We start from the raw sequence: 12,549 nt of genomic DNA, 5'->3' as shown, positions 1-12,549 counted from the left end.
TCGCGCAGGTGGAAGGTCTTGGATTTCGCCAGCGGGAAGAGGCCGGGGCTCGGCGCTTCGTTGCCGTCGTCGTCGACGAGGGGATAGCCCTCGCGCTGGTTCTCGACCTGCAGGTAGACGACGAGGATGGCGAAGAAGAGCCAGAAGCCCCAGATCGCCGCCGAGGCGAGATCGAAGTCTCCGAAGAATGTTGTGCCGAGCATGGGTGATCCTCCTTGGCGGGTTCAGGTCGGGAAATCGGCCAGGCCGCGCGGGGCGGCGGGGCCGTCGTGGATGCTGCGCGCGCGCACGAGCGGCCCGAGGGCCACGAGCGTCGCGAAGAGCAGCGCGATTTCGATGTGGTAGACGGTGGAATAGCCCGTGGCGGGCGAGGCGAGGGCCGGGCCGAGGCTGCCCGAGGTGGCGAGGGCGTTGACCCCGTCGCGGAGCGCGCCGCCCGCGAAGATCGAGAGGCCCGCGGCGGTGGCCTGCGCGGCACCCCAGGCCCCGAGGGCGAGGCCGCGCCCGGCGGTGCCGTGGCTGTCGAAGGCCATGATCGCGGTGAGGGTGCAGACCGCGAAGAGCCCGCCGCCGAGCCCGATGCCGAAGGCCCCCGCGTAGAAGAAGACGGGGCTCGAAAGCGGTGCGGCGAAGATGACGGCCGAGAAGGCGGCGAGCCCGGCGAGGAGGCCGCGGGCGGCCATGCGGTGCGGATCGCGCCCGCGCCTCAGCCCCCGCGCGGCGAGGCCGAAGCCGAGGAGGGCGCCGCCGGCCCAGAGCGCGGTGAGGAGCGTCGTGGCCGAGACCGAGAGGCCCAGGATTTCGCCGCCGTAGGGCTCTAGCAGGACGTCCTGCATGTTGAAGGCGAGTGTGCCGAGGAAGACGACGACGAGGAGGCGCGCGACGTCGCCCTGTGCCGTGAGATCCCGCCAGGCGGCGCGGAAGGGCGGGCGGGGCGCGGCGCGTTCCTCGCGCGTCATGGGGGCCACGCGCTCCTGCTTCCAGAGGGCGACGAGGTTGAGCAGGAGCGTTACGACAGCGGCCCCCTGCACCACCTGCACGAGGCGCAACGCGCTGAAGTCGCGCAGGAGCGCGCCGACGATCACCGCCGAGATCCCCATGCCCAGAAGGAACATCACGTAGAGAAGGGCGACGACCTGCGGCCGCGTCTCCTCGGTCGCGCGGTCGGCGGCGAGGGCCAATCCGGCGGTCTGCGTCATGTGCATGCCCATGCCGGTCATCAGGAAGGCGAGCGCGGCGCCGACCTCGCCGGCCCAGGACGGCCCCGCCTGCTGATCGCCGGAAAGGACGAGGAGCGCCATGGGCATGATGGCGAGGCCGCCGAACTGCCAGAGCGAGCCGAACCAGAGGTAGGGGATGCGCTTCCACCCGATGGCGGAGCGATAGGTGTCGGAGCGGAAGCCCAGGAGCGCGCGGAAGGGCGCGACGAGGACTGGGATGGCGAGCATCAGGGCGACGACGGTGGCCGCGACGCCGAGCTCGACGATCATCACCCGGTTGAGCGTGCCGAGCAGCATCACGGCGGCCATGCCGACCGAGACCTGGAAGAGCGACAGGCGCAGAAGCTGGCGCAGGGGCAGCTGATCGCTCACCGCGTCCGAGAACGGGAGCATCCCGATGGTCATCCGTTGCAGGGCGGCGCGGGGGATCATGGCGTCACCTTCAGGGCCTGCGAGATGTAGAAGCCCGAGGTGATGCGGGTGACCTGGGCGACGCTGGCGGTGAGGTGCCGGGCGAGGCGCGTCGGCGACTGCGGAACCATCGTAGGCGCGCGGTCGGTCTTGGGGAAGAACCGGCCCACGTGCCACATCGCCATCAGGAGCGGCGTGCGGGGCGCGACGGTGAAGAGGATGCTGCCCCGCGTGCGGGTGGCCAGCGCGTCGAGGGCGCGGGCGAGGTCTGCCTCGGCGTAGTAGATCAGGCTGTCCATCGCGGTCACGTGGTCGAAGGGCCCGAGGGCGGGGTCGAGCATGTCGCCCGCGCGCCAGTCGATCGTCGTGTCCGCGGGGGCGCGGCGGCGGGCGATCTCGATGAGCTGCGGGGCGATGTCGATGGCGGTGACCTCGGCGCCGCGGCGGGCCATCTCGACGGCGAGCGCGCCGGTGCCGCAACCCGCGTCGAGAATGCGCAGACCGGTGAGGTCGCGCGGCATCTGGCTCAGGAGGACCGCGCGCATGTGGTCGCGTCCCCGGCGGACGGTGGCGCGGATGCGCGAGACGGGGGCATCGGAGGTGAGGTCGGCCCAGACCTTCGTCGCGGTGCGGTCGAAGTAGTCGTGCACGCGGGTCAGCGTGCCGTCGTAGGTCGCTTGCCCCGTCCGGGACGCTTGCGGCCCGGACAGCGGCCGTCCGCCCCCATGGGCGGCCGCTTCGCGACCGCCCGCGGACGTCCCCTGTCCTCGGGGTAGCAAGTCGACATCATATGCCCGGACGTCAGCCATCAGTCGAACCCCAGCAATTCGAAGATCTCGCGGTCGGGCAGGGGGGCGGGAGCCAGCGGCTCCGTCCCGTTCCAGAGCGTCTCGGCCAGGCGGATATACTCCGTCTGCACGGCCACGATGTCGTCGTCGGCGTCCATCTCGAAGAGGGTCTTCTTCTTGAGACGCGAGCGACGGATGGCGTCGAGGTCGGGCATGTGGGCGATGCGGTTGAAGCCGACCGTCTTGCAGTAGCGATCCACCTCGTCGGTCTCGCGCGAGCGGTTGGCGACGCAGCCGGCGAGTCGCACCTTGTAGTTCGAGGACTTGGCCTGCACCGCGGCGATGATGCGGTTCATCGCGTAGATGCTGTCGAAGTCGTTGGCTGTGACGATCAGGGCGCGGTCGGCGTGTTGCAGCGGGGCGGCAAACCCGCCGCAGACGACGTCGCCCAGCACGTCGAAGATGACGACGTCGGTGTCGTCGAGGAGGTGGTGCTGCTTCAGGAGCTTCACCGTCTGCCCCACGACGTAGCCACCGCATCCGGTGCCCGCGGGCGGGCCGCCGGCCTCGACGCATTTGACGCCGTTGAACCCCTCGAAGACGAAATCCTCGGGGCGCAGCTCCTCGGCGTGGAAGTCGACCTCCTTCAGGATGTCGATGACCGTGGGCACGAGCGAGCCGGTGAGCGTGAAGGTGCTGTCGTGCTTCGGGTCGCAGCCGATCTGCAGCACCCGCTTGCCGAGCTTCGAGAAGGCCGCCGAGAGGTTCGAGGAGGTGGTCGACTTGCCGATCCCGCCCTTGCCGTAGACCGAGAAGACCTTGGCCCCCTCGATCTTCATCGAGGCGTCCTGATGGACCTGGACCGATCCCTCGCCGTCGAGGCCGGCGGCCTTCTTCAGGAGCGGTGCGTTGTCGAGCGGGCTCATATGTGCCTTTCCGGGGTCATTCGGCTGCGATCCCCTCAAGTTGGTCTTCGATGGCGTCGGCGGCGTCCTGAAGGGCCGCCAGCGTCGCGTCGTCGGGTTGCCAGTAGTCGCGGTCGGAGGCCTCGAGCAGGCGGTTCGCCATGCGCATCGACGCCTGCGGGCTGAGGTCGGCGAGGCGCTTGCGCATGGCCTCGTCGAGCACGAAGGTCTCGGAGAGGCGGGCGTAGACCCAGGGCTCGACCTTGCCGGTCGTGGCCGACCAGCCGACAGTGTTGGTGATATGCGCCTCGATCTGGCGCACCCCCTCGTGCCCGTGCTGCAGGAGCGGTTCGTAGAACTTGGGGTTGAGGCTGCGCGAGCGGGTTTCGAGCGCGACCTGGTCGGCCAGCGTGCGCACGGTGGCGCGGCCGCGCGTCTGGTCGCCGATATAGACCGCCGGGTCGGCCCCCCTGGCGCGCTTCACGGCGGCCGCGATGCCGCCGAGCGTGTCGAAGTAGTGATCGACCGTGGTGACGCCCAGCTCGATCGACTCGAGGTTCTGGTAGGCGAGGTCGACGTTGGCGAGTGTGTCCTCCAGCAGATCGGGTTGCGCCGTGGCCTGCCCGTCGGTGCCGTAGGCGAAGCTCTTACGCTTCTGGTAGGCGTCGGCGAGGTCGTCGCCGCTCTCGAAGGCGGAGGCGTCGACCAGCTGATTGACGTTGGAGCCATAGGCCCCTTCGGCGTTGGAGAAGACCCGCAGGGCGGCCATCTTCAGGTCGCAGCCGGTGCGCGCCATGAAGGCCAGCGCATGGGCGCGGACCGGGTTGAGCGCTTCGGGCTCATCGGCTTCGGCGCATTTGAGCGCGGCATCGGCGAGGAGCTTCGTCTGCAGCGGCAGCAGGTCGCGGAAGATGCCCGAGAGCGTCATCACCACGTCGACGCGCGCCCGGCCGAGGCTGTCGAGCGGCAGGAGGTCCGCGCCGCAGAGACGGCCGTGGGTGTCGAAGCGGGGGGTGCAGCCCATCAGCGCCAGCGCCTGGCCGATGGGGGCGCCGTTCGACTTGATGTTGTCGGAGCCCCAAAGGACGAGCGCGACGGTGCGCGGCAGGCCGTCATGTGTGGCCAGCAGCGCGTCGGCCTGCTTCGCGCCGTCGGCGAGGGCGAAGGCGGTGGGCATCCGGAACGGGTCGAACGCGTGAATGTTGCGCCCCGTCGGCAGGATCTCGGGCGCGCGGATGACGTCGCCGCCGGGGACGGGCGGGATGAACCGGGCGTCGAGCGCGCGCATCAGCCCGTCGAGCTCCGCATCGGAGGTGAGCGCGGCGCGGGCGGCTTCGCGGGCCTCGGCATCCGCGAAGGTCATCTGGTCGAGCGTCGCGTCGACGGTGGCGGCATCGGGCACCTGCCCGACGATGTGGAGGCCGTCGGGGATGAGCGCGTCTTCCGTCTCCAGCAGCTTCAGCCAGAGCGTCTCGGGCGCGCCGTCGAGGTCCACGGCCCGGGCCTGCTCGGCGATGAGGGCTTCGAGGTCGGTGCGGTCGCCCGGGCTTTCGCGCCAGCGGGTCAGGCTGTCCTTCAGGTCGGCGAGGCCACGGTAGAGCCCCGCGTTCTGCAGGGGCGGGGTCAGGTGAGTGACGGTCACGGCCCCGGTGCGGCGCTTGGCGAGCGTGGCCTCGGAGGGGTTATTCGCCGCGTAGAGATAGACGTTGGGGATGTTCCCCATCAGGCGGTCGGGCCAGCAGCCCGGGCCCATCCCCGTCTGCTTGCCCGGCATGAATTCGAGCGCGCCGTGCATCCCGAAGTGCAGCACGACGTCGGCGCGCAGATCCTCCCGCAGGTACTGGTAGTAGGCGTTGAAGGCGTGGGAGGGGGCGAAGCCGTGCTCGAAGAGGAGGCGCATCGGGTCGCCCTCGTAGCCGAAGGTGGGCTGGACGCCGACGAAGACGCGTCCGAAGCGCGCGCCCAGCACGAAGACCTCGCGCCCGTTGGCCTGCACCCTGCCGGGGGCGGGGCCCCATTGCGCCTCGATTTCCTCGAGCCAGGGCGTGCGCGCGACGATCTGGTCGGCGGTGACGGTGGCGGCGACGTTGGCCTCCGTGCCGTGCTGTGCCGCGTTGCCCTGCAGGACGGCGGCGCGCAGCTCCTCGACCGTCTCGGGCGGGGTGACGTCGTAGCCCTCGGCCTGCATCCGGCGGAGCGTGTTCAGAAGGCTCTCGAAGACCGAGAGATACGCCGCGGTGCCGACGGCCCCGGCGTTCGGCGGGAAGCCGAAGAGCGTGATGGCGACGGTCTTGCGGGCATTTTCGGCGCGGCGCAGGCGGGCGAGGCGGGTCGTGCGGTCGACGAGCGCGGTGACCCGTTCGGGGCAGGGGGCCATGGCCTTGACGGTGCCCTGTGCCGCGCAGCGGAGCTTGCACCCCTGACAGCCAGCGGGCCCGTGGCGCCCGGCGAAGACGGTAGGGTTCGTCGCGCCGTCGATCTCGGGCAGGGCGACGAGCATGGTGGCCTCGACGGGCGAGAGCCCCTGCTTGCCGGTGGCCCATTCGTGGAGCGTCTGGAACTCCAGCGGCTGCGCGGCGACATAGGGCACGTCGAGGCCCGAGAGCATGGCGACGGCCCCGTCGCTGTCGTTGTAGGCCGGCCCGCCCACGAGGCTGAACCCCGTGAGCGAGACGAGCGCGTCGATGCGCCCGGCGAGATAGGCGTCGACGGCCGGTCGCGCGTCGAGCCCCCCCGCGAAGACCGGCAGGACGCGGTGGCCCGCCGCCTCGAAGGCGCGGATGACGGCGTCGTAATGCGCGGTGTCGCCGGCGAGGATGTAGCTGCGCAGGAGGACGATTCCGATCGTGGAGGTGCCGCCGCCGCTCGGCATGTCGCCGAGATCGGTCGTGATGCGATGGCCCGGCAGGTCGGGGTGGTAGAGGCCCACATCGGGGTATTCCACCGGGTCCCGCGCGGAGACCTGGCCCCAGTCGGGCCGGTCGGCGTAACGCGAGATGAGGAAGCGGACGAGGCCGTCGATGTTCTCGTCCGAGCCGCCGAGCCAGTATTGCATGGCGAGGAACCAGGCGCGCAGGTCCTGCGCCTTGCCGGGCACGAGCTTCAGGAGCTTCGGCAGGCGGCGCAGCATCTTCATCTGCCCCGCGCCGGCGCTGCCCTCCTTGCGGGCGGGCTTCAGCTTCTTCAGGAGCGCCATCGCGCCCGAGGCGGGCCGCGACATGTCGAGGTCGCCCATCTTCGTGAGCTGGACGATCTCCTGGTCGGCGATGATCCCGACCATGGCGTCGCAGGCGGCGCGGCGGGCCTTCAGGTCGGGCAGGATCGCCTTGATGTGGTCTTCGAGGAAGATGACGGAGGTGACGACGATGTCGGCGCGGGCGATGTCCGCGCGGGCGGCGGCGAGCGCCGCGGGGTCGGCCTCCCATTCGGCGGCGGCGTGGATGGTGAGCGCGAGGCCGGGGAAGTCGGCTTCGAGCGCCGGCGCTACGCGCGCGGCGGGACCGGCGGCGTGCCGGTCCAGCGTCACGAGCGTGACGCGATAGGGTCGATGGATCACGTCATCGCGCATAATGGGCCTTCGCCTCGTAGAGCGTGTCGATGCTGATCTCGGTGAGGCCCTGGCCCATGGCGAAGGTCTCGGTGTTGCGCCGGGCCTTGCCGCGCACGAAGAAGGGGATCTTCTTGAGTTCGCGCTCGGCATCGTGGAGCCAGACGACCTCGCCCGTCGCGGCGGGGGCCTCCTCGGTCGCCGGGGCCTCGACCGGCTTCGGCGCGTGGCCGCCGTGGTGGCTCGGGCCGGCGGCGTCGTGGAACTCGAAATCCTCCCGGAACATGTGCAGCAGATGCTCCTCCAGCCCCATGACGAGGGGGTGGACGAGCGTGTCGAAGAGGACATTCGCCCCCTCGAACCCCATCACGGGCGAATAGCGGGCGGGGAAATCCTGCACGTGGACGGGGGCGGAGATGACGGCGCAGGGGATGCCGAGCCGCTTGCCGATGTGCCGCTCCATCTGGGTGCCGAGGATCATCTCGGGCTGGGCGGCCTCGATCGCGCGCTCGACCTCGAGGTAATCGTCGGTGATGAGCGGCTCGACCCCCATCTCCTTCGCGAGCGCGCGCAGGGGCCGTGCGAATTCGCGGTTGTAGCAGCCGAGGCCCGCGACCTCGAAGCCCATCTCGTCGCGGGCGACCTTCGCCATGGCCATCGCGTGGGTCGCGTCGCCGAAGATGAAGACGCGCTTGCCCGTGAGGTAGGTGCTGTCGACCGAGCGCGTCCACCAGGTCTGCCTGAGGCTCCGGTCGTCGAGGGGCGCGGTGCTGCCCGAGAGCGCGCGCACCTCCTCCACGAAGGCGCGGGTGGCGTTCGTGCCGATGGGCACGGTCTTCGTGTAGGGCTGGTCGAAGGCGCGTTCGAGGTGGCGGGCCGCGGTCTCGCCGGTTTCGGGGTAGAGCAGCACGTTGAAATGCGCGGCTCCCATGCGGGCGATGTCGGCGGGCGTCGCCCCGAGAGGCGCGCAGACGTTCACCTCGATCCCGAGCTCGTAGAGGAGGTTGGTGATCTCGGCGATGTCGTCGCGGTGGCGGAAGCCGAGGGCGGTGCCGCCGAGGATGTTGCAGGAGACGCGCGCGGTCTTCTCGCAGGGCTGCGCCAGCGCGCGGACGATCCGGTAGAAGGTCTCGTCGGCCCCGAAGGCCTCCTTGCGCTGGTAGCTCGGCAGTTCCAGCGGGATGACGGGAACGGGCAGGCCCATGGTCTCGGCAAGGCCGCCCGGGTCGTCCTGGATCAGCTCCGCCGTGCAGGAGGCCCCGACGATGATCGCTTCGGGCTCGAACCGATCGTAGGCATCCTGACAGGCGGTGCGGAAGAGGCTCGCCGTGTCGGACCCGAGGTCGCGCGCCTGGAAGGTGGTATAGGTGACGGGCGGGCGATGGTCGCGCCGCTCGATCATGGTGAAGAGGAGATCCGCATAGGTATCGCCCTGCGGCGCGTGCAGGACGTAGTGCAGCCCCTTCATCGCGGTCGCCACGCGGATCGCGCCGACATGGGGCGGGCCCTCGTATGTCCAGACGGTGAGTTTCATGTGGTGGCCGCCTGAAGGATCGCCCTGCGCTTCAAGCTGCGTGCGAAGAGCGCGGCGAGGTCGCCGGCCTGTTCGTAGAAGTGGACCGGGGTGAAGACGAGCTCGATGGCCCATTTCGTGCTGAGCCCTTCGGCCTCCAGCGGGTTGGCGAGGCCGAGGCCGCAGACCGTCAGGTCGGGGGCGGCGGCGCGGCAGCGGTCGAGCTGCTTGTCGACGTCCTGCCCCTCGGAGATCGCGGGGCCGGCCGGCAGCAGGTCGAGGTCGGGGCCGTGCAGCGCGTCGTGGATGTAGGGCGAGCCGACCTCGATCGGCTCCATCCCGCATTCGCGGGCGAGGAACCGGGCGAGGGGAATTTCGAGCTGGCTGTCGGGGAAGAAGAAGACGGACTTGGCCCGGAGCGTCTCGGCTGCCTGCGCGATGGCCTTGCGGGCGCGGGCGCGGGGGGCCTCGGTGACGCGGGCGAAGGTCTCGGCGTCGACGCCGAACGCGCGGGCGACGGCGGCGAGCCAGGCGGTCGTCCCCTCCTCGCCGAAGGGGAAGGGGGCGGGGATATGGGTGGCCCCGCGGCGGGTGAGCGCGGCGTGGGTGTCGCCGAGGAAGGGCTGCACAAGGGCGAAGCGCGTGTTGGGGCCGACGGCCGTGTCGGCATCGACGTGGCGCGCGGGCAGGAGACGGACGGGGCCGATGCCCATCGCGTCGAGGAGGCCCAGCATCTGGTCCTCCACCACGTCGGGGAGCGCGCCGACGACCAGAAGCTCGTCCGCCTGCGTCTCGGGCAGGACGGGGACCATGGCGGCGAGGCAGGCGTCCTCGCCTTGCGTGAAGGTCGTCTCGATGCCCGACCCGGAGTAGTTCAGTACCCGCACGCGGGGCGCGTGCTCCACCGTCAGGCGCTCGGCGGCGCGCGCGAGGTCGAGCTTGATGACCTCGGACGGGCAGGAGCCGACCAGGAAGAGCTGCCGGATGTCGGGGCGGCGCGCGAGGAGTTCGGAGACGGTGCGGTCGAGTTCGGCGTGGGCGTCGTTGAGACCGGCGAGGTCCGACTCCTCCAGGATCGCCGTGGCGAAGCGCGGCTCGGCGAAGATCATCACGCCGGCGGCCGATTGCAGCAGGTGCGCGCAGGTGCGGGAGCCGACGACGAGGAAGAAGGCGTCCTGCATCTTGCGGTGCAGCCAAATGATGCCGGTGAGGCCGCAGAAGACCTCGCGCTGGCCCCGCTCCTTCAGGACGGGCGTGGCGCGGCAACCGGTGGCGGGGGGCGGGGGCAGATGCTCGGTCATGCGGCGACCCCCTGCAGGCGCGCGGCGCGCAGCTTCCAGACGAACTGCCCCGCGTTCACCACGTAGACGGCATATGCGGCGAGGGTGATCGCCATGAGTGTCGCGGGCGCGAAGGCCCCGGTCATCAGGCCGTAGAGATAGAGCGTGTGCAGGAAGATGACGCCGAAGCTGACCACGTCTTCCCAGAAGAAGGCGGGCGCGAAGAGGTACTGGCCGAAGACGACCTTCTCCCAGATCGCGCCGGTGACCATGATGAGATAGAGGCAGCCGGTCTTGGCGAGGATCGAGGCCGTCGCGAGGCCATAGCCCTCCCCGGTGCCGAGATAACGCATCACGAGCACGAGCGAGACGAGGAAGACGGCGAACTGCACGGGGGCCAGGACCGCCTGCACTGTCGTCCAGGCCGTGGCGTCGCGGCGCGCCCTCTGCTCCGGCGTGTAGAGGGCGGTCGCGGATGCGGCATATGGCGTGCCAGTCGACATCTCGCCTCCCCGAGTGTTCCTCCCGAAAGCGTGACTCTGCGGCGGGGCATCTGTCAATGTTGATTTACACAAGCCCGTCGATGATCTCCTAAATCTGACAAAATAGACTGTCTTCGACGGCTAGCGGCCTTGTCGTGCGGCGATACCGATCACAAATGTCATAAGGATTTGACAGCACGGGGGGCCTTGGCCGACCATGTCCCAATAGAATTGCGGGCTATCGGCGGGAGGATTCGACATGCGACCGACGCACGATCACGCGCTCCAGACCAACCGACCCGAGCTTGCCGCCGTCGCCGGCCGCGCCCTTTCGCAAGTGGCGCTGACGCGGAGCGCGGCAACGCGGGCGGCGCAGGTGGAGCGACTGTACCGGGCGGTGTTGTCACCGGACATGGAGGCCTGGCGCGGGGCGGGTGTGACCCTTCTGGGGGCCGGCGTTCCGGTGTTCGCCCTGATCGACGATCTGATCCCGGCGGTGGCGGCGCGGCTCGGCGACGACTGGGTCTCTGACGCTGCCCGCTTCGCCGACGTGACGCTGGGTTGCGCCCGGCTGACGCAGTTGCTGGGCTGGGCCGAGACACGGATCTCCGCCGCGGATCTGGGGCCGCCCCTGGCCATCGGGCCGATCTACCTGATCCGGCCGGCGGGTGCGCAGCACCTGCTCGGTCAGCGGGTGCTGGCGTCGCGGCTGGGGCGGATGGGCGTCGTGGCGCGGGCGTTGTCCGACACGGCCGGTGCCGGGGATGCGGCGGGCGTCCTGATCTCGGCCAGCGGATGCGAGAGCGTCGGCGATTTGCGGGCGACGGTCGCCCGGGCGCGGAGCCTCGGCCCCGCCCCCTTCGTCGCGATCGGCGGCGGTGCCGTCACGCTGGCTCCCGAGACCTGCACCGCGGCGGGCGCGGATCGCGTGACCTGCGATCTCTCCGCGGTCATCGACGGCTGCCTGTCACGAGACCGGGCCCTGGCATGACAAAGGCGGCGGAGGATGAGGCGTGGTTCGCGGGGTTCCTGCCCGGCGCGCCCGTCCCCGTCCTCGCCGATCTCGTCGGAGGGCTGGCCGATATCGCGCTCCTCGTCGACTGGAGCGGGCGCGTCACCGATCTGCGTCTGCGGCCCGGACTGGACGGGGTCGACCGGCTGTCGTCCTGGGTCGGCGACGACCTGCGGACCCATCTGACGCGCGAGAGCACGCCGAAGCTCGACCGGTGTCTCGAGACGTTGCGCGGTGGCGGGGGCACGCCGGCGAGCGAGCTGAACCTGCGGCCGACGTCGCAGGGGCCGGAGCTGCCGATGTCCTTCAGCTTCCACCGCGTCGGTTGGGAGAACGACGTCCTGATGCTCGGGCGCGATCTGCGGCCCCTGGCGGAGATCCAGCAGCAGCTCGTCTCGGCGCAACTCGCCATCGAGCGCGACTACGAGGCGCAGCGGGTGACCGAGGCGCAGCTCAACGTCCTCCTGGAGACGATGACCGACGCCTGCTTCTTCGTGAACGTGACCGACCGCTCGCTGACGACGGCGAACGCGGCGGCCGCCCGTCTTCTGGGGGAGCGGCGCAAGGGCTTCGACGGCGTCCCGCTCGACCGGCTGTTCCGCCCCATGGCCGAGGGCGACATGCTGGAACAGCTCGTCACGGCGAGCCATAGGGCCGACGCGCGTGTGGGGCTGCTGCGCCGCGACGGCGCGCGCGCGCTCGAGGTGGCGGCGACCTCCTTTCGCGTTCCGGGGGCGCATATGCTGCTCTGCCGGATCCTGACCGTGCCCGAGGTGGCGGCCAACGACGACCCGGACCGCCCGCGCTTCGCGGAGCTGTTCAACGCCTGTCCGGAGGCGGTGGCCTTCGTGTCGATCGACGGCACGATCCTCTCGGCCAACCCGGCCTTTCTCGACCTCGTGGAGGTGGCGCAGGAATCGCAGCTGGAGGACCGCAGCCTCGCGGAGTTCCTGACGCGTGGCGGCCTCGACCTGTCGGTCCTTCTGGCGAACGTCGGGCAGAGCGGGTCGATGCGGCTCTTCTCGCTGCTCTTCGGCGGCGGGACGGGGCGGCCGGTCGAGGCGTCGGTGACGCGGCTCGACGGCGGGATGCGGCCGGTCTTCGGCCTCGTGATCCGCGACATGAGCCGGGCCGGGGCCCTGCGCGGCCCGCGCCGCGAGACAGCCGCCGTCGACATGGATTCGGTCGTGGAGCTCCTGGGGCAGCAGTCGCTCAAGGAGATCGTGGCCCAGGCGACCGATGTGATCGAGCGGATGTGCATCTGCGCGGCGGTGGACCTGACCTCCAACAACCGGGTGGCCGCCGCCGATATCCTGGGACTCTCGCGGCAGTCTCTCTACGTGAAGCTGCGCAAGTATGATCTGCTGAAGCGGGACGCGGCCGAATAGGCG

At 70.5% G+C, this 12,549-nt stretch carries 9 protein-coding genes and 1 pseudogene; 2 read left to right on the top strand and 8 right to left on the bottom strand.

The features are described 5' to 3' along the window. The 8 genes and pseudogenes from HSX43_RS14175 to bchF all read right to left on the bottom strand — a co-directional run. Positions 1 to 203: pseudogene (locus HSX43_RS14175) on the bottom strand (photosynthetic reaction center subunit H); the annotation flags it as partial. A gap of 21 nt (positions 204 to 224) precedes the next feature. After that, entirely contained in the window at positions 225 to 1,652 is a 1,428-nt protein-coding gene (locus HSX43_RS14170) for a PucC family protein (protein WP_179380801.1), read from the bottom strand. Further along, on the bottom strand, positions 1,649 to 2,440 hold the full coding sequence (bchM, locus tag HSX43_RS14165) for a magnesium protoporphyrin IX methyltransferase (protein ID WP_179380800.1): 792 nt from the start codon (positions 2,438 to 2,440) through the stop codon (positions 1,649 to 1,651). The genes HSX43_RS14170 and bchM overlap by 4 nt, the downstream gene beginning before the upstream one ends. Beyond that, positions 2,440 to 3,345: a ferredoxin:protochlorophyllide reductase (ATP-dependent) iron-sulfur ATP-binding protein gene (gene bchL / locus HSX43_RS14160; RefSeq protein WP_179380799.1), complete on the bottom strand. Its 906-nt coding sequence runs from the start codon at positions 3,343 to 3,345 to the stop codon at positions 2,440 to 2,442. Before bchL ends, bchM begins: the two co-directional genes overlap by 1 nt. Before the next feature lie 16 nt (positions 3,346 to 3,361). Beyond that, entirely contained in the window at positions 3,362 to 6,892 is a 3,531-nt protein-coding gene (locus HSX43_RS14155) for a cobaltochelatase subunit CobN (RefSeq protein ID WP_179380798.1), read from the bottom strand. Then, complete coding sequence (gene bchB, locus HSX43_RS14150; RefSeq protein ID WP_179380797.1) at positions 6,882 to 8,405, bottom strand: ferredoxin:protochlorophyllide reductase (ATP-dependent) subunit B; 1,524 nt, start codon at positions 8,403 to 8,405, stop codon at positions 6,882 to 6,884. Before bchB ends, HSX43_RS14155 begins: the two co-directional genes overlap by 11 nt. Then, a complete protein-coding gene (locus HSX43_RS14145) occupies positions 8,402 to 9,685 on the bottom strand; it encodes a ferredoxin:protochlorophyllide reductase (ATP-dependent) subunit N (RefSeq protein WP_179380796.1) in 1,284 nt (427 codons plus the stop codon). The genes bchB and HSX43_RS14145 overlap by 4 nt, the downstream gene beginning before the upstream one ends. Continuing rightward, positions 9,682 to 10,167 carry a 2-vinyl bacteriochlorophyllide hydratase gene (bchF, locus tag HSX43_RS14140; protein ID WP_179380795.1) on the bottom strand — a complete coding sequence of 162 codons (486 nt, stop codon included), beginning with the start codon at positions 10,165 to 10,167 and terminating at the stop codon, positions 9,682 to 9,684. Before bchF ends, HSX43_RS14145 begins: the two co-directional genes overlap by 4 nt. A 238-nt stretch (positions 10,168 to 10,405) precedes the next feature. On the opposite strand from bchF, the gene HSX43_RS14135 reads away from it, so the two are divergent. Together HSX43_RS14135 and ppsR are read left to right on the top strand one after the other, a co-directional pair. Then, positions 10,406 to 11,137 carry a hypothetical protein gene (locus HSX43_RS14135; protein WP_179380794.1) on the top strand — a complete coding sequence of 244 codons (732 nt, stop codon included), beginning with the start codon at positions 10,406 to 10,408 and terminating at the stop codon, positions 11,135 to 11,137. Further along, a complete protein-coding gene (gene ppsR / locus HSX43_RS14130; protein WP_179380793.1) occupies positions 11,134 to 12,546 on the top strand; it encodes a transcriptional regulator PpsR in 1,413 nt (470 codons plus the stop codon). Before HSX43_RS14135 ends, ppsR begins: the two co-directional genes overlap by 4 nt. Positions 12,547 to 12,549: the final 3 nt, after the last annotated feature.

This window comes from Jannaschia marina (genome assembly GCF_013404595.1).
GTDB classification, from domain to species: domain Bacteria; phylum Pseudomonadota; class Alphaproteobacteria; order Rhodobacterales; family Rhodobacteraceae; genus Jannaschia; species Jannaschia marina.
The sequence above is the reverse complement of the archived record's forward strand: the minus strand, read 5'-3'. Positions and strand labels throughout refer to the sequence as shown.